Genomic DNA, 19,846 nt, shown 5'->3' with positions numbered 1-19,846 from the left:
CGCGTGCATTCCAGAAACGGGATCGAGCGTTACGTCAGGAGCCTCGGCCCGGCCCCCTCATGCACTAACGATCCTCCACTGCCTGTCGCGGTACATCGCGGAGGTACGCGTCTCCAAGGGCGACCAGATCCGATGCCCGCCAGCCGTAACAGAGGCGTCCGCGGTGGGGAAAGATGAACTCGGGCTGGACCGGCAGGGCGGGATCAGGCCGGCGGCGGTGGATCGCAACAATCAAGCCGTCCGGATGCCGCTCGGCCCAGGCCTGTGCCCCGGTCTCGGTCAGGGCGTCCACCGCGCGATTGAGGCGGCCGCCAAAGGTGAACTGCCCCTCGTAGCCGCCCAGAACGCCGACTGCGCGTCCGGCAGCCTGCGCTGCCGCCACCCGTTGCGCGGTGGGGCCCTGGTCATACCGATCATGCTGGGCGCCAAAGAACGCCGCCTGACCGAGTCCCAGCAGGCACACGGACAGTCCCGCCACGGTGGCGACCCGGAAGTGCAGCAGGCGCGGCCGGTCCGCGAGGAACAGAACTCCCAAAATGGCCACCGGGAGGCCCCAGGCGGGGTTCCAATCGCCGAGGGCATTGGCGAGCGACATGGAGGTGATGCCGCGTCCGTCCAGGCCTGCTGCCGCCGGCCGGGCGATCAGCATCCCAAAACCCGCGGCGATCGCGAGGCCTCCGAGGATTCCCCGGGCCGGTCGCGCGTCCTGGAACGGCACCGCGTCGAGGCCGCGCGCGAGCAGAAGCGCCACCATTGGGAACAGGGGCAGGAGGTATTGAGGTTGCTTGCCGCTGATGAGGGAGAAGATCACAAGCGCGGCGACCCCGACGCTGGCGATGAACCGGACTCCCGGTTCCCTGACGAGCTGGCGGACTCCCCTCGCCGCCTCCCATGTGCCGCCCCAAAGGGTCCAGGGAAAAAGAATGACGGGCAGCATCACCAGGTACCACCAGATGGGTTTGGCGTGCTGAAACGATCCCACCACGCGGCCGGCATGCTGACCGAAGAACAGCATCCGGGAGAACTCCGGTCCGCCAGCTCGGGCGGCGGGGATTGCCCAGGCGAGGGCGATGGCTCCGCCGGTCACCAGGGCCAGCAGTCCGCCGCCATACCATCGGGCCCATGACCGGGGTCCGGCCGGCAACCAGATGGGGGCCAGGACCACCGGGAGCCCGGCATGGAGCAAGGCGACGGGTCCCTTGAAAAGGATGCCGAGCCCGATGCCAAGGCCGGCCAGGCCCCATCCCGAGATCGCCTGGCCGTCCGCGGCCCGCAGCACTCCCAGCCAGGCGAGCAGCACCGCCATGGTGAGGGGCAGGTCAAAAAAGATGAGGCTGGAGAACAGTGCGAAGAGCGCGGTGCCCGCGAGGAGGACGGGAGCCAGGGCGGCAACCGACGGTCGGTCGGGCCAAAGGCGGAGCCCGATCCGGGCGGTCAGGGGGAGGGCGGCGAGTCCCAGGAGGGGCGCCACGAGCCTTGCCCAGTGCTCATGGACGCCCAGGACGCTCCAGCCAGCGCCCATCAGCCAGAAGAGGAGGGGTGGCTTGTGATGATAGGGAACCCCATTGAGGTGCGGCACGAGCCATTGGCCGTCCCGAAACATCTCCCAGGCCACTGCCGTATAGCGGGTCTCATCCAGGGGAAGCAGCGGTCGCGCAAGCAGGCCCCCGACGCAGGCGATGGACCACAGCACGGCTGCCGTCAGGAGCCCGCGCCGAACTTCCGGGGGTGTCCCGACTCCGGGTTGCCAATGTGTCTTCAGGACGGGGCGGATGGTCGCAGCCGGAGTGAAGACATACCAGCCCACGGGTGGGGCGGCGCTGCATTTTTGCCGGGATGCGGAAGGGTTCGTGGAGCATTGCATGATCCCACCCGCTCCATCAGGACCTGAGGCGCTCGGGCAATCGCCCCGATTCGCGTCAGGAGTCTCCACCAGGCGAGCTCGTGGTTCTGCGTACGGCGCGGCGGGAGCCTTGCCCCACCGGAGCGGGCCGACCCACCGAAGCGGGCCGACCGGTTGACCTGTCCCTCTGGCCGTGCGGGCACCCTTATTGACCTGTGCCCCTGGCCGTGAGCCCCAAGAGGACTTGAGGCGCTCGGGCAATCGCCCCGATTCGCGTCAGGAGTCTCCACCAGGCGAGCCTGTCGTTTTGCGTACGGCGCGGCGGGAGCCTTGCCCCACCGGAGCGGGCCGACCGGTTGACCTGTCCCTTTGTCCGTGCGGGCACCCTTATTGACCTGTCCCTCTGGCCGCGGGCAATCGCCCCGATTCGCGTCAGGAGTCTCCGCCAGGTGAGCTCGTGGTTCTGCGTACGGCGCGGCGGGAGCCTTGCCCCACCGGAGCGGGCTGAGCGGTTGACCTGTCCCTCTGTCCGGTCCCCTGGTCGTGAGTCGCCCGGCCCAAAAGGACTTGAGGCGCTCGGGCAATCGCCCGATTCGCGTCAGGAGTCTCCGCCAGGTGAGCTCGTGGTTCTGCGTACGGCGCGGCGGGAGCCTTGCCCCACCGGAGCGGGCCGACCGGTTGACCTGTCCCTCTGTCCGTGCGGGCACCCTTATTGACCTGTCCCTCTGGCCGTGAGCCCCAAGAGGACTTGAGGCGCTCGGGCAATCGCCCGATTCGCGTCAGGAGTCTCCGCCAGGTGAACTCGTGGTTCTGCGTACGGCGCGGCGGGAGCCTTGCCCCACCGAAGCGGGCCGACCCACCGGAGCGGGCTGAGCGGTTGACCTGTCCCTCTGTCCGATGCGCACTGGTCCGGGTGTCCGGGGAGAATTGCATTGACCGTCGGTAGATGAGGCGAAAGGTGGAGTGGTTCCCCATGAAAAGGTTGTTCTGTCCTGCGGTTCCGGGAGGGGTTCCGGGCCCTCGCCGGAGGTTTCTGCCGGGCTTCACGCTGATTGAGTTGCTGGTGGTCATCGCGATCATTGCGATCCTCGCCGGCATGCTGTTGCCGGCTTTGACCAAGGCGCGTCGCCGCGCGCTCGAGGCCAACTGCCTCTCCCATTTCCGCCAATGGGCTCTGGCGGCCAATCTCTACGCCAATGACGACGGACGGGGCCGTCTGCCCAGCTACGGCGAGATTGGCAACAACCCGTGGGACGTCGCCCATTCCCTGGTATCGGGGATGCAGCAGTATGGCCTGACGGTGCCGATGTTTTTCTGCCCGGCACGGCCGGGCGAGCTCACCGAGGCGCGGACCTGGCTGCAGCGGAATCGCCGGCGTGCCCTCGCGAGCAACGAGGACCTGCGCTTCTACTACGATCAGCGCTGGCCGTTTGGATTCGCCATCATGCAGCACAGTTGGTGGGTGCCCCGCAGTGGTCGCGCCGGGTTTCGCATCACGGCCAACACAACGCGGGTCAACACCAACGCGTTCGATGAGGGATGGCCCGCGCGGTTGGAAGACCCCGGCGCCTCGGTCAGTCCCATCATCACCGACACGCTTTACCGCGACGGCTTCATCACAAATCTCTCCCAGGCGTGGGGCGGCCACCCGACGCGACGGGTGGATTCCGGCTTTCAGATCCAGGGCGGAGAGGCCGAGTCCATCAGCCGTGGATTTGCCGATGGTCACGCCGACCTGGCGCGGCGCCCGCGGATCGTGTGGCGGCACTTCGGCAACTGGACAAGCTTCTACTGAAGCGGGCATCCCTGTTGCGCTGTCCCTTTGTTTGCTGCGTACGGCGCGGCGGGAGCCTTGCCCCACGGAGTTGGGCTCAGGGCGTGGCGGCAGCGGCGGCCTCGCGCTGGAACAGTTGGCGGATCACGTTTTCGATCGGCACCTCCTCGACGCTGAAATCGCTCACGGGAAGGCCGTCGAGCAGCAGCTTCACGGCGGGGATGACGCGGTCTCGGGCCACCTTCAGCCGGACCCCGTCGGGCAGACGTTCGAGCACCTCGCCCGCGCCGGGCGGGACCGCAGGCATCGTGGCGGCCCCGGCCGGATCCCACCGCACGGTCACGATCTTGTACCGGGCAAAGCGGTCGAGAATGGCGTCGAGACGGCCGTCGAAAAAGACCGTGCCGTGATCCACGATGATCACCCGCTCGCACAGTTCGCGGATGTCCGCCATGTAGTGGCTGGTCAGCAGGATCGTCGTGCGTCGGGTCCGATTGTGGTTGCGCAGGAACTCGCGGACGACCTGGGAGGAGACCACGTCCAGACCGATGGTGGGCTCGTCGAGGAACAACACCCTGGGTTGATGCAGCAGGGCGGCGATCAGCTCGCACTTCATGCGCTCCCCGAGCGACAGCTCCCGGACGGGTGTCGTGAGCTGCTCGCGCACGTTGAGCAGGGTGCTCATTTCCTCCACGGTCCGTTCCGCATCCGCCCGAGGCAGGCCGTAGATCCGCGCGTTGAGGTGCAGCGACTCCCGGGCCGGCAGGTCCCACCAGAGCTGGTTCTTCTGCCCCAGCAGCAGTGCGAACTGACGCCGGTAGCCGTCCTTGCGTTCCCATGGGGTGAATCCGAGGACCCGTGCCGCGCCGGAGGTGGGATACAGCAGACCCGACAGCATCTTCAGCGTGGTCGTCTTGCCGGCACCGTTGGGCCCGAGGAAGCCCACGAACTCGCCCTCCTCGACGCGGAAGCTGACCTCCTTGACGGCGTGAACGGTTTCATAATCGCGACGAAACAGTCCGCGGATGGCCCCGCCGAGCCCTGGGGCCTTCCGCGCCGTCCGGAAGGCCTTGGTCAATCCCTCCACTTCGATCACCGCCATTGAGGCGAGTCTGGCCCGGACCCGCAGGGAGGCCAGATGGAATTCACCCGGGTGCGGCGGATCATGGATTCTCGGACCCGCATCCGATCGCTCCGGCGGGACAGGTCATGGAGATCGTGTCGCAAAATCTGGGGATCCATTGCGGTTCGCCTGGAGGACGGGGCCCCCTCAGGGTGGGGACCGCCATGACGTCTGCGCTTCGGATCCACGAAATGACCGTTTCGGAACGTCCCCGGGAGCGCCTGCTGGAGCGCGGGGCAAGGGCGCTGAACAGTCCGGAACTGCTGGCCATCCTGTTGCGGACCGGGGTTTCCGGTGCCTCGGCGGTGGAGGTGGGGCAGCGGCTGATGCAGCAGTTTGGGGCGCTTGGAGGAATTGCGCGGGCGCCTGTGGACCAGCTGGTCGCGGTGCGGGGCATCGGGCGCGACAAGGCGGTGGTGCTCAAGGCGGCATTCGAGCTGGCGGCCCGGTTGTCGGATGAGAAGCGGCGCGCGAGTCCGGTCCTCGACCACCCCGATGCCGTGGCGGGGTTGTTGCGGGACGAATTGTCGCTCCTCGACACCGAACGGTTTGTGGTGTTGCTGGTGGACACGCGCCGGCACCTGATGCGCATCGAGGAGGTTGGCCGGGGGCTGCTGGACAGCGTGCTGGTCCATCCCCGCGAAGTGTTCCGGCCCGCCATCATTGGCGGCGCACATGCCGTGATCGTGGCGCACAACCATCCCACCGGGGATCCGACCCCGAGCGAGGCCGACCTCCGGACGACGCGGGACCTGATCCGGGCCGGCCAGTTGCTCCGGATCGAAGTGCTGGACCATATCATCATCGGACGGCCGGGTGCGGACCGGTCGCGGGATTTTTGTTCGCTGAAGGAACTCGGGCAGTTCTACTCGTAAGGCGTTCGTCGCGCCGCCGCATGATCCATCCCACCGCCTGCGTCCATCCCGCCGCCCGGCTCGGCCTCCGCTGCGAGATCGGCCCTCATGCGGTTGTGGACGCGCAGGTGGTGCTGGGGGCGGACAACCACATCGGTCCAGGGGTCTACCTGACCGGTCACACGGAAATCGGCGACCGCAACCGTTTCCACGCCGGCTGCGTGGTCGGGGATGCGCCGCAGGATGCCAAGTACGCCGGCGGTCCGACCCGTCTGCGCATCGGGCACGACAACACGGTTCGCGAGCACGCCACGATCCATCGCTCCAACCAGGAGACCGAGGATACGGTGATCGGGGACGGAAACCTGCTGATGGTGGGAAGTCACGTCGGGCACAATGCGCGGGTGGGCAACGGCGCGGTTCTGGCCAATGGCGCACTTCTGGCGGGGCATGTGGAGGTCGGGGACCGGGCGTTTGTTTCGGGCAATTGCTTGGTGCATCAATTCTGCCGGATCGGCCGGCTCGCCCTGATGCAGGGTGGCTCGGCGATCAGCCTCGACCTTCCGCCGTTCTGCGTGGCCTGGGGTGAGAACCGGTTGGGCGGGCTGAATGCGGTCGGTCTCCGCCGGGCCGGTGTCTCCGCCGAGGACCGCCTGATCCTGCGCCGGGCGTATCACCGGCTGTTCCGCTCGCGCGACCGCCGCGTCGTCGCGCTGGCCGCGGTCCGCGAATCGCTCGGGGGGCATCCGCTCGTGGACGAACTGCTTCGCTTCGTCGAGTCCAGCCGCCGGGGCGTCTGCGCGGGGTCAGGGCGCGCGGCGTCGGTTGGGGGATGACGCGGGGTGGAGCCGGGGCGGTTCCCGGATTAACCCGGCGTCATGGAACCGCACGCAACCATTCACCCGCCGCAATCCCGCTTTGTGTGCGGTCTGCCTTGCGGCATGCTGCGCGGGCGGCATGGGCAACATTTTCGGTCAGTTGTTCCGGATCACCACCTGGGGGGAGTCCCATGGGGGTGGTGTCGGGGTGGTTGTGGATGGCTGTCCTCCCCGGTTGGCCCTGACCGAGGAGGATATTCAGCCCGAACTGGATCGCCGCCGGCCTGGACAATCCCGGATCACGACGCCCCGCAAGGAGTCCGACACCATCCGCATCCTGAGCGGGACATTTGAGGGACGGACCCTTGGCACGCCGATCTCGATGTGGGTGCCGAACGAGGACCAGCGTCCCGAGGCGTATTCGGAGATGGCGACCAAGTTCCGGCCGTCGCACGCGGACTACACCTACCAGTCCAAGTACGGAATTCGTGCCTGGCCCGGGGGCGGTCGCAGCAGCGCACGCGAGACCATCGGTCGGGTCGCCGCCGGCGCGATTGCGCGCAAGCTGTTGCGCGAACGCTGGGGGGTGGACGTGCTGGCGTGGGTTTCGCGGGTGCAGGATCTGGAGGCGACCGTGGACCACGCGACGGTCACCCGGGAGCAGGTGGAGGCCACCATGGTGCGCTGTCCGGACCTGGCGGTTGCGGACGAGATGATCGCGCGCATTGAGGCAGTGCGGGCGGAGGGGGACAGCGTCGGCGGCCTGATCACCGGCATTGCCCGGGGAGTGCCGCCGGGATGGGGTTCTCCAGTGTTCGACCGGCTCGAAGCCGACCTGGGCAAGGCGATGTTGTCGCTGCCGGCAACCAAGGGGTTCGAGATTGGCAGCGGGTTTGGCGGCGTGTCGCTGACGGGCCGCCAGCACAACGATGCCTTCCACAACGTCGCCGGCCGGGTGCGGACCCGCACCAACCGGAGTGGCGGCGTCCAGGGCGGCATCTCCAACGGGGAGCTCCTCTATTTTCGGGTGGCCTTCAAGCCGGTGGCCACGGTGATGCACGAACAGGACACCGTGGACGTCCAGCTTCAGGACACCACCCTCAAGGGTCGTGGACGCCACGATCCCTGCGTGCTGCCGAGGGCCGTCCCCATGGTGGAGGCCATGACCGCGCTGGTGCTGGTGGACCATGCGCTGCGTCATGAGGCGCAATGTGGCCCGTTCTCCCCGGGTGCTGTAGCCACGCCGTGATCCGGATCAGGATCGGACTGGGGGTCATCGGTTCGGATCCATTCGAGGACGATACGTGCGGCGGCTGCCGGGCGCGTGGCGAGCACCGTGTGGTCGGACGCCCAGATTATGCGGTGTCCAACCCACCCGGGGACCCGGCGCCGCAGCCACGGAGAGACCAACGGCCAGGGGACCACCGGATCCCCAAAGCCGGTCAGACTCCAGACCGGTATCGTGCAGGTTGCAGCCACCGGACGCGGATCCGCGGCGGCAAGCAGTTGCAACCGGTGCATGACGGCATCCCGATCCCCCGGTTCCAGACGCCTCCTCACAAACTCCTGGATGCCGGCGCGGGCTTCCGGAGATCGGCGATGCAAGAGGCCTGCGACCCGGGCGTAACCGGAAAGCAACCGGCGCAACAGGCCGTCGGGCAGTCTGAGGCCAAGGACTCGGGCCAGCCGCGCAAGCCGCGGGATGGGGTACCGGACAAATCCTCCGGCTAGGATGATTCCACGGATCCGGAAGTTGGTGGGAGTGTTCGGCAACTCCAGAAGAGCCCAGGCCACTAGGGATCCAAAGGATTCTGCGAGCAGGTATCCTTCCACGATGCCTGCGGAATTGAGCGCCGCCTGAACCGCCCGTGCGTGATCCGCGAGAGTCCAGATGCTGGTGCGCGGGTATTCGAACTCCACGAGGCGAACCCGTTGATGGACGGCGTTACGAAATTCGCCCAGGAGCGTCCAGTCCCCGTGCAGTCCGGGCAGGTAAATCAGTGCGGTCGCCTCCGGCTTGCCGTGAACCTGCAGGCTGAGTCGTCCGCTGTCGGCGCCGTGTCCGGAGAAGGGCGGCGGGCGGCCCGTATTCATTCCCCGGCGGTTTCATCCATGGCGCGTTCCTGTTCCTCCGAGGGGACGAACACGGCTAGGATTCCGGCCAGCAGGGCCATGGGCCACTGCCAGACCGGAAGGAATGCGGCGAGGAGCAAGCCGGCGTTGCCGGGCCGTCGTGGCAGCAACCCGAGGTATCCCACGGCGCCAAAAACGGCGGCGATGAGGGTGAGCGCCAGCACCATGCGGCCCACCCAGCGGCGCCGGGCGGCACGCGCGGCGATCGGGAAGAGGACAAATGGCGACAACCCCCAGACTCCCAGGAGCAGTCCCGTGCCGCGCCACGGGTCCTCCGGGCCGTGTCCGCCAACCAGGGCGACCAGTGGCATCGCCGCACCGAGCAGCGTCAGGACGAGTGTGGGGATGAACACCGGCGATGGGGGCGATGGATTCAGGGCACGGGACTCAGATCAATCAGTCGAAGCGTCGGGCCGCGGGTCTCAAACATCCGGATGGCAGCCTGATCCAGGGAGTCCACCCGGCGGTCGCGGTTGATGTCGAAGGGCGAGGTGATGGGGGCCGGGTTCAACGCGCTGCGGGGATTCATCCGCACCCGGATCAGGTCGTTCGATGTGACCCCGGGGCTGGCGAAGTCGTCCAGGGTGTCGCCGGGCGAACTGCCGATGTAAAACGTGTCGGCGGACTGGATGCCCGTGCGCGGCGAGGGGAGGAGGCTGACCTCCACCCAGCGGTCGCTGATGGATCCGTCCGGCCAGAGGAGCGTCACGCGGTCGGATCCGGCAACACCGGCAGCCCGGCGCAGGGTGATGCTGGAGGGGGCCGGTCCCGCAGCCCAGCCGGCCGGCCGGTCGTCATTGCCGACCCGTACCCGGATGTCGGAAGCCAGCGGCAGGGCGGGAAGCCGCCAAATGTCGAGCATCAGGCCGTTGATCCCGCGTGGATAGCTGGAGATGTTGCCGAGTGTGGACGGGCGGCCGGCGAACAGGACCTCCTTGTTGATGGCGATCGCCCGGTCGTCGGCAGCGTTGGGCGAGGGATCGTCGCCGTCGAAGGCCGATGCGTTGTAGAAAAGGTGTCGGGCGACGATGTAGGTGGAGCCCGTGATGAACTGCTGGAGGAGATCCACCGCGTCGTTGTGGATGAGGTCGGTGGCCAGCGGGGGCATGCGGACCGCCCCCGACTGGGCGATGCGCTGCCACAGGATGGACCGGCGAAAGTCGCCGGGACGGATCATGCGCGCTCCGTCAATCCCCAGGTCTTCGGTGACGGGCCCGTTGATGATGCCCGAGCTGCCGAACGGGATTTCATAACGGGCATCCCAGTTGCCGCGGCCCACGCCGCCATCCCGGTGGCAGTAGGCGCAGTTCGCATCGAGGTAGGATCGGAACCGGTGCTCAAGGTCCGCCGTGGAGTCCTCGAGCGCGACCAGCCGGGGCATTGAGGCGGGATCCGTCACCGGGGGTTGCAGCGCTCCCAGCTGGCTCAGGTGGATCAACTGGTTGACGGGGGTGCCGTTGCGGGTCGAGGCAAGATTCAGCTGCCGGGTGCTGAAGCCGAGGGCGTAGCCGGCGGCGCCATTGTGGCAGATCAGACATTCGGAGCGTCCCGGGTACCGCCAGATCTGCGTCCGCACGGCGCCAGCGTCCTCAATGTAGAGTTCCTCGTTCAACCCCTCGTCGGGCACGAGATCGGCGTCGGAATTGTCCTCCCGCCACCGGTAGGTGAAACCGTGGGCGGCCTGGCCGGACTTCACCAGGAAGCGCGTCTCGAGGCGACGCCGGGTGGTGGGATTGCCCCGGATCTGCTCGATGTCGAAGTGCTTCACCCAGACGGTTCCGGCCGGGAAGGTCCACTGATCGGCGCCGTCGCGGCGGATTGTGGAGGTGGCGTCCTGGAAGAAGAACCAGCGGCGTTTGATGGCGTGGTCGGACCAGAAGGGGGACGCGACGTCGTACGGTTCCATCCCAGCCCGGGGGACGAGTCCGGCGAGGCTGGCGAAGACCCCGGTTTCGCTGAGGGTCGGAGGCAGGGTGGTGCCTTCGCCGGTGGCCCGGATCAGGCGCGAGATGCGTCCACCATTGCGCTGCACCACCAGGACCTCGCCGGTGCCGGGGTGGAAACCAAACCCGGTGGGTCCGTAGTCGGCGGTGAGCAGTTTGGTGACCACCGGCCGGGCGGCGCCCTGGAAGGTCATGGACCAGAGGTGTGCGGACACGTAGTCACCAAACACGTATTTTCCCGTAAGCGAGGGGTAGTTGGTGCCGCGAACCACCACGCCACCGATCACGGCCTGCCCCTGAAGGTTGGGGTCGCCACCGCTGCGGGTGTATTCGTACAGCGGCGGGATGTGGACCATTCCCGCGGGCGGAGGGCCGTAGGGTGAGACCTCATTCGTGAGGGACCCCTCAAAATGCACCCAGCCGTAGTTGCCGCCCCGGACGATCCGGTTCACCTCCTCGCGCCGCGTCCCGCCCACGTCTCCGGCGTACAATTCCCCGGTCTGGCGATCAAAGTGGATCCGGTGGGGGTTGCGCAGGCCCACGGCCCAGAACTCGGTCCGCACCTCCTCGGGGCGCACCGCCCGGCCGAGAAAGGTGGTGGCTCCAATGAACGGATTGTCCGGCGGAATCCAGTACCCCGTCCCGACGGACGGATGCGGATTCGGTGCCAGGCTGCCGGCCCGGCCATCCACATCCAGCCGGAGAATCCCGGAGAATAGACCGCCGTCAATCCGCTGGGAGGTGCGGTAGGGATCGTTCTGCGCCCCCTCGTCGCCGATGGGCACGTAGAGATAGCCATCCGGACCAAAGTGGATGTCCCCGGCCTGATGGATCGGATCACGGTCGGCCTGGGCGAACAGCACCTGCTCGGAATCGGGAAGGGCCCGGTGGGGGTTTGCGGGGTCGCTAACAAAGCGGGACAGGGTGATGAACGTCCGGCTGATCTCCCGGTTGGTCCGCGTGTAGTAGACGTAGAACTGCCGGTTGACCCGGTAGTTTGGGTGAAAGGCGAGCCCAAGCAGCCCGGATTCCCCCTCGGAATAGGTGTCGGCACTGAGATCGAGGAAGACGGTACGGGTCGGAGCCAGCAGATTGGTGATGACCAGGACGCGGCCGGATTGCCCTGTGATGAACAATTCGTTGGTCGCACCCGGCGGGACCGCCAGTCCGACGATTCGATCCGTCCGAAACGGGAATTCAACCTCCGGAAAGGCGTCCACCAGCACGAATTCCGTTGCCGGGGGTTCGATCGGGATCAGCGGGGGCGTGCGGACGATCCGCTGGGCTTGTGCCTCCGGAAGTGCCGGGCCGCCGGTCAGCATCGAAAGGCAAAGCAGGATGAGGGCGCCGGCCTGACGCATGAGCCATCCTCGCCGCAAACCGGGGAGGTGCAAGGCGGTCGGCCCCGGTGGGGAGGGCCGGGGAGGGACAGCAACGGGAACAAGCTCAGGGCACTTCATTTCGACGAGGTGGCGCGTTTCAAAATCCAGCGCAACAGGGCGCGTTCACCCGCGGGCTCCGGGGCGAGGGTCAGGCGGTCTTCCGCATCGGCAGCTCCATAGGCTGCCCGGGTTGCCGCCGCCGGGAACCGGCCCGCTGTGTGGTGAATCCAAAGCGGTCTGGGAACGGTGAGGGATGCGGCGCCGTCCGCACCCCCGATCAGACGGATGCCGGGCACCAACCGGTCCGCGGCCAGCAGGACCGCGTCGTCCTCCCAATCCCGCCCTTCCGCATCGGCCACCACCGCATCCGCCGCCGGCGCGGCCAGCAGGGTCCACCATCCGGCCATGCCGTCACCGACCAGCACGATTCGTCGCGGCTGAACCACTTCCCGCATGTAGGCGATGGCTGCGAGGATGTCGTGAACGCGCTCCTGGGCGAGGGTGCGATTGTCGGTGGTGAAATTTCCAACCAGCGGGCTGTGATGCGCCAGGGTGGCGTCGGGATCGCGGGTTTGGAACAGGTCGAATGCGAGCACCGGGATCCCGGCTTCCAGAAGCTGGATGGCGAATCCCTCCCGGTCGCCACCGGGTCGGATGGCGGCCCGGCCGGTGGGATGCACCAACACCACCGCGGTGTCGAAGGGGCCCTGCCCGGGCATCAGGAGGAGCCGCTCGACCCGGTCGCCCCGGCCCTCGCGTCCAAACGCGCCCTCAATCAGGAGGGGCGCCGGATGCGCCTCGGCGGCGCCCAGCAGGCGCTCCCGCAGCGGCATGAGGGTCTCAAGGTAAGGGTCCAGCGTGGCGGCGTCGGTCGGAATCAATTCGGCCAGCAGCCGCTGACGTTCTGCGATCCATGAGGCCGCGAAGTCGGATTCCGACAAGGCGCCGGGTCGCGGACGGTTGTCGGGAAACCCGCGCAACATGGTGACCGGGGGGATGGCGGGAGTGACCGGCACCGGCGACGGCGACAGCGACCGCCCGTGAAGCCAGCGGAACATCCAGGGAACGACAACCTCCCAGCCGGCCTGCAGCCCGGAGGGCGGGGAGTTGACGAGTGCGGTCCGAAAGCGGTTGGTGGTGCCGAGGGCGTGGTACACCCGGGCGATGGAGGGCCCCTCGATGGTCGGGGTGTTCAGGGTCAGACCCGCAATGGAACCGGCAAGGAGCTGGGGGCGCGGCGCGGTGGCGGCGGCCAAGGCGGCATTGTCGTATGCCAGTCGCAGGCCCGGGGCCTGTTCGCATTCACAGGAGCCCTGGTGCAGGTGGGAGACGGTCGCCAGCGGCACGGTCACCCGGATCCGGTCATCCACCGCCGCCAGGAGGATGGTCTGGAGGCCGCCGGTGCCGATGCCGGCGGCGCCGATCCGCTCCGGATCCACGTCGTCGAGCCCGGCGACAAAATCCACGGCGCAGAGGCTGTTCCAAAGTTGCTGTCCCAGCAGGTTCAGGTTCCAAAGGACGTACGCGGGATCACGGAACGCCTTCCGATGGCGTTCGCCGGACGGGGCTCCAGGCTCCGACCCGCCGGAGAATTGCACGGTATCGCCGTAGCCGATCAGGTCCTGGGCGAACACGACGCATCCCGAGCGTGCGAGGGCGATGCACACACCGGGAATCCCGGCATCCGCCGACGCGGCGAGCCGTCCATCATCCAGATGATCATGGGTCAGCAACACGGCCGGGAAGGGTGCCAGGCCGGACCGGGGGCGGTAGAGGTTGCCGCCGAGGAACACCCCCGGCCATGGCTGCAGCAGCACCGTCTCCACGGTGTAGCCGTCGCCATCGAACCGGCTGAACCGTCGCGCCTCCAAGGGCGTTCGCCGGGGCAGGGGATCCAGGCCGGCGCTGGTCAGGATGCGGGCGCGGGCGGATGCGATCAGGTCCCGGCATGCCACCGGATCGGCCGGCGGCTCGAAGAAACGCGGTGTTCCTGCGTCGCGTGTCCGGACCGTTCGAAGATCCTCTGGCGGGAGGCCGCCCCGGACCGTTCCCCACGGTCCGGACATGAGGAGCAACATCCACAGCCAGCGCATGGCCAAGACTAGACACCGGAGCGCGGTGATGAAAGGGGGAAGGACGCGGCCCCTTCCTTGCCTTTCTTCCGTTCCGTTCGCACACTCCACCCATGAAGAAGGACGTCCTGCCGGTGCAAATCCGAGGTCTCCTCCCCGCAAACCAGGGGGTGGCCCTCTTCATCGGGAATGACGAAAAGGTGTTTGTCATCCAGGTGGAACAGAACATCGGCGCGGTGATCGGCATGGCGCTCCGCGGCGCGCACCATGAGCGTCCGCTGACCCACGACCTGATCGGGCACATCTTCCAGGGATTCGGGATCGCGGTGGAGCGGGTGGTCATCACCGAACTGCGAAACGCGACCTATTTCGCCCGCATCATCCTCCGTCAGGACAACGAACTGGGCACCAAACTGGTGGAGTTGGATGCGCGCCCGAGCGACTGCCTGGCACTGGCCGCCGCCCAGAAGCGTCCGATCTACGTGACCTCCCAGCTCTTCGAGGAGGCGGAGGACATGAGCGAGGTGTTGACGCGCATTGGTGAGGATGGCGCCTCCGAGGACCCGGACTGATGGCGAGGGCATCCGGCGATGCGGGCCCGCTGGTGCTGGTCTGCGGGGAGGATGAGTTCCCGGTGCGGCAGCGGGCTCGCGCCGTTTGGGACTGCTGGTGTGCCGGTGCCAGCGGCATGGACCAGGAGATTTTGGACGCGTCGGCGGGCACCGTGGACGAGGCCCTCAAGCGACTCGGCAAGCTCCGCGAGGCGCTGCAGACTCTTCCGTTTTTTGGTGGCCCCAAGCTCGTCTGGTTCCGCGACTGCACCTTTCTGGGCGAGGATCGCACCAGCCAGGCCGCGGCGGTCACGGCGGCCCTCGGCGATCTTGCGGAGGAATTGAAGGCCTTTTCCTGGGACGGAGTGCGCTTGCTGATCTCGGCAGGGAAGGCCGACAAGCGCCGGAGCTTCTTCAAGACCCTCGCCAAGCTGGGCACCGTTGAGGAGTTCGCGGCGCTGTCCGACGATCGGGATTGGGCGGACCGCGTCGAGGCCGAGGCATTGCGCCAGTTCAAGGCTGCCGGAAAGACTGTGGCGGACGACGCCCTGACGGCGCTGGTGGGCCGGGTCGGCCCCAATCTCCGGGCGCTGGCCAACGAGGTGGAGAAGCTTGCCTTGCATGCCGGGGATCGCGCGTCGGTGAGTCTTGCGGATGTGGAGTTGCTGGTGCCTGTGCAGAAACTGGCGGCCGGGTTTGCGCTTGCGGATGCCGTCGGCGATCGAGACCTCCCGCGGGCATTGCGGATGCTGGATGAGGAGTTGTGGACGCTGCGGTCCGGACTCGACAAGCGGAAGAGCGAGATCGGACTGGTGTACGGGTTGATCAGCAAGGTGCGCCTGCTGTTGCTCATGAAAGAACTGCGCCGGCTGGGCGTCGTGCGGCCCTCGCGGGATTTCCGCGCCTTCCGGGCCCAGGTGGCGGCGCTTTCGGATTCGCGCCTTCCCCAGGACCGCCGTTACAATCCGATTGCGGGCTCCCCGTACCCGGCGTTTCAGGCGCTCCGGCAGTGTGAGAAGTGGGAGCTTCCGGAACTGGTGGGCGCGATGGATGTGCTGCTCGAGGCCAACATAGCGCTGGTGGCTTCGGGACTGGACGAGGCGGTGGTGCTGCAGCGGGCCGTGGTGGCGTTGCTGCCGTCCGACACCCGCGGCGGATCCGCTTCGCCTGGCGTCCGGACGTCCCGGGCGGCGTGAGGCGTGAGGGTAGTGGGGTCCCGGCCGGGTCCGGAAATCGAGGGCTCAGGTCAACGCGGCGATCCGCGTCCAGAGGGGACGCAGGTCGTCATCGGCCAGGGCCAGGCGTCGGATGGGTTCCCGACCGGCGACCGCCATGGCCGCCATCAGCCAGCGCCAGGCCTGGTCGAGGTCGGCCTGTTGGGCGTGGTAGCAGGACAGGTTGTAGGGGATGAGCGGTTCCGCGGGAAATCGTTCCACGGCCGGGCGCAGCAGCGCCAGCGCCTCCGGGATGCCGCCGCCGCCGACGCGGCGTCGAGCGGCGTAGGCCCGGTGGATCCACGCGCCGGCATGGCCCGGAAACCGTTCCACATGCCGCGACGCCACCTCGAATGCCGCCTGCCAGTCGCGGCAATGCGCCTCGATGGCGAATCGGGCATCGAGGCAATCGGAACGTTCCTGAACGTCGTGGGGGAGTGCATCCAGTTCGGACCGTGCCTCCCGGGGGAGTCCCAGCCCCAACCAGCCCTCAACGGCGTTCAAGGTGTGTCCCAGCGATGGGGCGGCGGTGGGCATACAGGTTCCCGGGCTTGGGCCGTCGGGGTGCCGGTTTCAGTTCAGCACAAACGCGGCATCGGGCGATTCCAGCCGGAGCGTCTGGGGAAGACGTCGCGGGTCCAACCGCACCAGCACGCGATGAATTCCGGGGTCCAGACGCACCTCGGAGGTGCCGTTGCCCCCCACCTTCCGGCCGTCCACCCACAGTTCGGCACCGTCGGTTGCCGTCAGATCGAACCGCACCGGGCCTGCGGATGCGGTCCGGACCTCCGTGGCGGCGAAGACCCCGAGCCGTGCCGTCCAGGACTGGGCGGCGGTGAGCTCCTCAATCAACGGACGCGGCATCGTGCCGTTGGCGAGGGCGTAGGTGGGGTTCCATCGCCGGTCCTCCCACGCCGCGGTCAGCGGCCACAGTTCCTGTCCGGCCTGCGCATCGGTGTGGACCGTCTGGGCGATGCGCCAGCGGCGGGCGACTCCGCCGCGGGCGGCGTCGAAATCGCCGGGCTTCCCGAGCCGGGTGAGGAAGGCGATCAGGTCGAGCTGCTGCTGTTCGTCGAGCGGATCGAGCAGGCCGGAGGGCATCAGGGAGAGAGTGCCCTGTTCGCGGCGGACGATGTCGTTTTTGGGCAGCGGGACTTCGGCGCCCGCCGCGTTTCGCAGAACGAGGGTGTCGGGGCTTTCCCGGGCCAGGGTGCCGGTGTACTCGGTGCCATCGGATGTGGCGACCACGAGGCTGTGATAGCCCTCCTTGATTTTCGCATTGGGCAGGAGCAGGGACTCGACGAGGTAATCGGCCGGCGCGCTGGCCCCGATGCTGGTGAGGTCGGGCCCCACCTGGCCCCCGGCGCCTCCGATGCCGTGGCAGCTGACGCAGGCCTGGTCGTTCCGCCGGTAAATCCATTCGCCACGGGCCGGATCGCCCTCGGCGAGCGCCCGGGCCGCCAATTCGCGGATCAACTCATTGCTGACCGTCGAAGGATCCGCCGAAAGGCCGGCTCCGCGGGCCAGGGCCACGACGAGATCCAGTTCGGTCCGCCCACCCTCGCGGGCCACCCGCATGCCGGCACGGGCCACGCCCGGGTCGAGTCCCGCGTCGGGAAGCGTTTCAGCCAGCGCGCGGGCCGCCCCCTTCGAGGCCAGCACTCCGCGCCAGAACGCGACGGCGTCCGCCTCATCCATCGGCTCGCGAATCAACTTCGTGATCTCCGGCGCGGCTCCGGATGGGTCGAGCGCCACCCTCGCGACAGCCGCCTGCCGACGGAGCGCCGGGTCGGGCGCGGCGGACAGGCCGCCCAGTGCCTCGATGGCGCCGGAACCCCCGATCGCACGCAGGGCGGCGATGGCGGCGGCCCGGACTTCGGGCGGGGTGGAGGCCTCGCCGGCCAGTCCGGCAATGCGGGGCCCCAGGTTTTCGGAGAGCTTCCAGTCACCGGCGAGCCCGAGTGCGGCGATGCGCACCGCTGGCGACGGTGCGTCGAACAGCCGGACCAGCGGCATGAGGTCCCCATCCGGGCGCGCCTTGCGCTGCCGCTGGGCGGCGGCGAGAGCGTCCAGTGCCCGGGCGGCGGCCGGGTCGGAGAACCCTCCGGAAACCACCTGATCAAAGAGGCGGCGCAACTCCGCCGGTGTCCCCGCGGCCCCCAGGAGTTCGATCCACGGACCGGAACCCTCGGCGGGCAGCGGCGGGTCCCCGAGGAGTTGTCCGAGCACGCGACTGGTCTGCGCCGGCGGGAGCGCCCTGAGTGCGAACTCGAGCTGGCGTTCGCGGCCTTCCGGCTTCCAAGATTCGTCCTGCACCGATCGGATCCACGGCCCCGCCAGATCGTTGATCGTGAGCCATAGCGCGTAGTCGAGCGTGGGGTCCATGGGCTGGTCGAGCACCGTCAGGGCCAGGGCCGCTGCCTCCGGGGACTGAATCCGCGCCAGCGCCCGCAGAGCCTCCACGCGCACCTTGGGGGAGGGATCCTGAACGAGGGGGGCAAGGATCCGGAGCCTCGCGCCGTCGTCGGCGCGGAGGTTGCCGAGACACAGCAGGAGCATTCCAAGGCCACGGAGGAGACGTTGAGGGCGGGGCGATCCCGACGGCATGCCGCAGGCTAGCCCCGGTCAGGTGTCGGCGACAAGACGCAGGACGCAGCGTGGGGCCGGTGGGGATACGGGTGGGCTGAGGCTCCCGCCTGGTGGAGTGAGGCTCCCCGAGCTGCGCGTGCAACGGCAAGGCAGGCTTGTGGGGACTCCGCACGCGGCTCAGGAGGACCTTCGCCCCACCACTGGGAGTGGGCGGATCCCCGCCATTGGGAGCGCATCAAGGGCATCCATCCCTTGACCCGATTGGAGGGCGTCCGCGAAGCTGGGTGCATGAACTCCATTTGCGGACGCGGCGCCGCCACGGCGTGGGTGCTGGGTTGTGCCTCCCTTCACCTGGTTTTTGCAGCACCGCCGGCCTTTGATCGCCAGCAGTTGTCCGACCAGTTCTGGGCGGAGGGGGCGAACGCCGGGGACTTCAACAAGGACGGTGTCCTCGACATCGTTTATGGCCCGTTTTGGTGGGAGGGTCCGGAATTTACCCGTCGTCACGTCTATGCCCCCGCCAATGAGACGTTCGTGCTGAAGCGGGCTGACGGCACCGAGGAGGTGATTCCAGGATTCGAAGGGGCGCTGGGAAAGAACAACACCTATTCGAAGAACTTCGTGGCCTATGCGCACGACGTGAACGGGGATGGCTGGGACGATATTCTCATTCTGGGATTCCCCGGGGAAAAATCCTCATGGTTCGAGAATCCAAAGGGCCAGCCCGGCCATTGGAAGGAGCACACCGCGCTGGAGGTCACGGACAATGAGTCCCCAACGTTTGTGGATCTCACCGGCGACGGACGGCCTGAAATCGTGTGCGCCTCCCGCGGCACCTACGGCTATGCGGTGCCCGACCCGAAGGATCCCACCCGCCCTTGGACGTGGCATGCGATCTCCCCGAACAACAACTATCATCGGTTCACCCACGGCCTCGGGGTCGGCGATGTGAACGGCGACGGGCGTGGCGACCTGCTGGAGAAGGACGGCTGGTGGGAACAGCCGGCCTCGCTGGCCGGGGATCCTGTCTGGACGTTCCACCCGTGGACCTTTGGGGTTGGCGGTGCACAGATGTATGCCTATGACGTCAATGGCGACGGACTGAACGACATCATCACCAGCCTTGCGGCACACGGTTACGGCCTCGCCTGGTTTGAGCAGGTGCGGGAGGGCGGCAAGATCACGTTCCGAGAGCACGTCCTCATGAACAAGGAGTCCTCCGAGAATCCCCACGGGGTCCGGTTTTCGCAGCTGCATGCCGTGGATCTGGTGGACGTGGATGGGGACGGGCTGAAGGACATCATCACCGGGAAGCGATTCTGGGCTCACGGCCCCGCAGGGGATCCCGAGCCGGGGGCGCCGCCGGTGCTTTACTGGTGGAAGCTTGTGCGGCGTCCGGACCGGTCGGTGGACTGGGTGCCGCACCTGGTGGACGACAACTCCGGGGTGGGGACCCAGGTGGTGGCGCGGGATCTCAACGGGGACGGGCGTCCGGACCTGATCGTGGGCAACAAGCGGGGCCTGTTTGTCTTCAAGCAGCGCTGAGCCGG

Annotated in this window: 15 protein-coding genes; 7 read left to right on the top strand and 8 right to left on the bottom strand. The window is 67.9% G+C overall.

Annotated elements, in window-relative coordinates; genetic code table 11:
- Positions 1 to 64: 64 nt before the first annotated feature.
- Positions 65 to 1,864: a glycosyltransferase family 39 protein gene (locus KF791_12880; protein MBX3733477.1), complete on the bottom strand. Its 1,800-nt coding sequence runs from the start codon at positions 1,862 to 1,864 to the stop codon at positions 65 to 67.
- A 925-nt stretch (positions 1,865 to 2,789) separates the two neighbouring features.
- Between KF791_12880 and KF791_12875 the strand changes: the two genes are divergently transcribed.
- Complete coding sequence (locus KF791_12875; GenBank protein MBX3733476.1) at positions 2,790 to 3,638, top strand: type II secretion system protein; 849 nt, start codon at positions 2,790 to 2,792, stop codon at positions 3,636 to 3,638.
- Positions 3,639 to 3,714: 76 nt separating this feature from the next.
- Here KF791_12875 and KF791_12870 read toward each other — a convergent pair whose 3' ends face one another.
- Positions 3,715 to 4,719, bottom strand: a complete 1,005-nt coding sequence (locus KF791_12870) for an ATP-binding cassette domain-containing protein (protein ID MBX3733475.1) — start codon at positions 4,717 to 4,719, stop codon at positions 3,715 to 3,717.
- A gap of 185 nt (positions 4,720 to 4,904) precedes the next feature.
- Between KF791_12870 and radC the strand changes: the two genes are divergently transcribed.
- The 3 genes from radC (at position 4,905) to aroC (ending at position 7,661) form a co-directional block, all read left to right on the top strand.
- The gene (gene radC, locus KF791_12865; protein ID MBX3733474.1) at positions 4,905 to 5,615 is read left to right on the top strand and encodes a DNA repair protein RadC; all 711 of its coding nucleotides are present in this window, start codon (positions 4,905 to 4,907) and stop codon (positions 5,613 to 5,615) included.
- 20 nt (positions 5,616 to 5,635) lie between these two features.
- A complete protein-coding gene (lpxA, locus tag KF791_12860) occupies positions 5,636 to 6,430 on the top strand; it encodes an acyl-ACP--UDP-N-acetylglucosamine O-acyltransferase (GenBank protein MBX3733473.1) in 795 nt (264 codons plus the stop codon).
- Positions 6,431 to 6,551: 121 nt separating this feature from the next.
- On the top strand, positions 6,552 to 7,661 hold the full coding sequence (gene aroC / locus KF791_12855) for a chorismate synthase (GenBank protein MBX3733472.1): 1,110 nt from the start codon (positions 6,552 to 6,554) through the stop codon (positions 7,659 to 7,661).
- On the opposite strand, the gene KF791_12850 is transcribed toward aroC, so the two are convergent.
- The 4 genes from KF791_12850 to KF791_12835 all read right to left on the bottom strand — a co-directional run bounded on the left by KF791_12850 (position 7,610) and on the right by KF791_12835 (position 13,963).
- Complete coding sequence (locus KF791_12850; GenBank protein MBX3733471.1) at positions 7,610 to 8,506, bottom strand: alpha/beta hydrolase; 897 nt, start codon at positions 8,504 to 8,506, stop codon at positions 7,610 to 7,612. The genes aroC and KF791_12850 overlap by 52 nt on opposite strands.
- Positions 8,503 to 8,898: a hypothetical protein gene (locus KF791_12845; GenBank protein ID MBX3733470.1), complete on the bottom strand. Its 396-nt coding sequence runs from the start codon at positions 8,896 to 8,898 to the stop codon at positions 8,503 to 8,505. Before KF791_12845 ends, KF791_12850 begins: the two co-directional genes overlap by 4 nt.
- Before the next feature lie 20 nt (positions 8,899 to 8,918).
- Positions 8,919 to 11,849, bottom strand: a complete 2,931-nt coding sequence (locus KF791_12840; GenBank protein ID MBX3733469.1) for a PQQ-dependent sugar dehydrogenase — start codon at positions 11,847 to 11,849, stop codon at positions 8,919 to 8,921.
- Between the two features lie 95 nt (positions 11,850 to 11,944).
- On the bottom strand, positions 11,945 to 13,963 hold the full coding sequence (locus KF791_12835; GenBank protein ID MBX3733468.1) for a hypothetical protein: 2,019 nt from the start codon (positions 13,961 to 13,963) through the stop codon (positions 11,945 to 11,947).
- 92 nt (positions 13,964 to 14,055) lie between these two features.
- Here KF791_12835 and KF791_12830 point away from each other — a divergent pair, with 92 nt between their 5' ends.
- Together KF791_12830 and KF791_12825 are read left to right on the top strand one after the other, a co-directional pair.
- On the top strand, positions 14,056 to 14,514 hold the full coding sequence (locus tag KF791_12830) for a bifunctional nuclease family protein (GenBank protein MBX3733467.1): 459 nt from the start codon (positions 14,056 to 14,058) through the stop codon (positions 14,512 to 14,514).
- On the top strand, positions 14,514 to 15,689 hold the full coding sequence (locus tag KF791_12825; protein ID MBX3733466.1) for a DNA polymerase III subunit delta: 1,176 nt from the start codon (positions 14,514 to 14,516) through the stop codon (positions 15,687 to 15,689). The genes KF791_12830 and KF791_12825 overlap by 1 nt, the downstream gene beginning before the upstream one ends.
- Positions 15,690 to 15,734: 45 nt before the next feature.
- On the opposite strand, the gene KF791_12820 is transcribed toward KF791_12825, so the two are convergent.
- Positions 15,735 to 16,244 (bottom strand): hypothetical protein, encoded by a 510-nt coding sequence (locus KF791_12820; protein ID MBX3733465.1) that lies wholly within the window; start codon positions 16,242 to 16,244, stop codon positions 15,735 to 15,737.
- A 36-nt stretch (positions 16,245 to 16,280) separates the two neighbouring features.
- Positions 16,281 to 18,266: a HEAT repeat domain-containing protein gene (locus tag KF791_12815; GenBank protein MBX3733464.1), complete on the bottom strand. Its 1,986-nt coding sequence runs from the start codon at positions 18,264 to 18,266 to the stop codon at positions 16,281 to 16,283.
- Between the two features lie 318 nt (positions 18,267 to 18,584).
- On the opposite strand from KF791_12815, the gene KF791_12810 reads away from it, so the two are divergent.
- Complete coding sequence (locus KF791_12810; GenBank protein ID MBX3733463.1) at positions 18,585 to 19,841, top strand: VCBS repeat-containing protein; 1,257 nt, start codon at positions 18,585 to 18,587, stop codon at positions 19,839 to 19,841.
- Positions 19,842 to 19,846: the final 5 nt, after the last annotated feature.

This window comes from Verrucomicrobiia bacterium, assembly GCA_019634635.1.
Lineage (GTDB): Bacteria > Verrucomicrobiota > Verrucomicrobiia > Limisphaerales > UBA9464 > UBA9464.
The sequence above is the reverse complement of the archived record's forward strand: the minus strand, read 5'-3'. Positions and strand labels throughout refer to the sequence as shown.

Coding starts and splice junctions, on each gene's coding strand:
- KF791_12880 (MBX3733477.1), bottom strand. CDS start 1,864: ATGCAATGCTCCACGAACCCTTCCGCATCCCGGCAAAAATGCAGCGCC.
- KF791_12875 (MBX3733476.1), top strand. CDS start 2,790: ATGAGGCGAAAGGTGGAGTGGTTCCCCATGAAAAGGTTGTTCTGTCCT.
- KF791_12870 (MBX3733475.1), bottom strand. CDS start 4,719: ATGGCGGTGATCGAAGTGGAGGGATTGACCAAGGCCTTCCGGACGGCG.
- radC (MBX3733474.1), top strand. CDS start 4,905: ATGACGTCTGCGCTTCGGATCCACGAAATGACCGTTTCGGAACGTCCC.
- lpxA (MBX3733473.1), top strand. CDS start 5,636: ATGATCCATCCCACCGCCTGCGTCCATCCCGCCGCCCGGCTCGGCCTC.
- aroC (MBX3733472.1), top strand. CDS start 6,552: ATGGGCAACATTTTCGGTCAGTTGTTCCGGATCACCACCTGGGGGGAG.
- KF791_12850 (MBX3733471.1), bottom strand. CDS start 8,506: ATGAATACGGGCCGCCCGCCGCCCTTCTCCGGACACGGCGCCGACAGC.
- KF791_12840 (MBX3733469.1), bottom strand. CDS start 11,849: ATGCGTCAGGCCGGCGCCCTCATCCTGCTTTGCCTTTCGATGCTGACC.
- KF791_12835 (MBX3733468.1), bottom strand. CDS start 13,963: ATGCGCTGGCTGTGGATGTTGCTCCTCATGTCCGGACCGTGGGGAACG.
- KF791_12830 (MBX3733467.1), top strand. CDS start 14,056: ATGAAGAAGGACGTCCTGCCGGTGCAAATCCGAGGTCTCCTCCCCGCA.
- KF791_12825 (MBX3733466.1), top strand. CDS start 14,514: ATGGCGAGGGCATCCGGCGATGCGGGCCCGCTGGTGCTGGTCTGCGGG.
- KF791_12820 (MBX3733465.1), bottom strand. CDS start 16,244: ATGCCCACCGCCGCCCCATCGCTGGGACACACCTTGAACGCCGTTGAG.
- KF791_12815 (MBX3733464.1), bottom strand. CDS start 18,266: ATGCTCCTGCTGTGTCTCGGCAACCTCCGCGCCGACGACGGCGCGAGG.
- KF791_12810 (MBX3733463.1), top strand. CDS start 18,585: ATGAACTCCATTTGCGGACGCGGCGCCGCCACGGCGTGGGTGCTGGGT.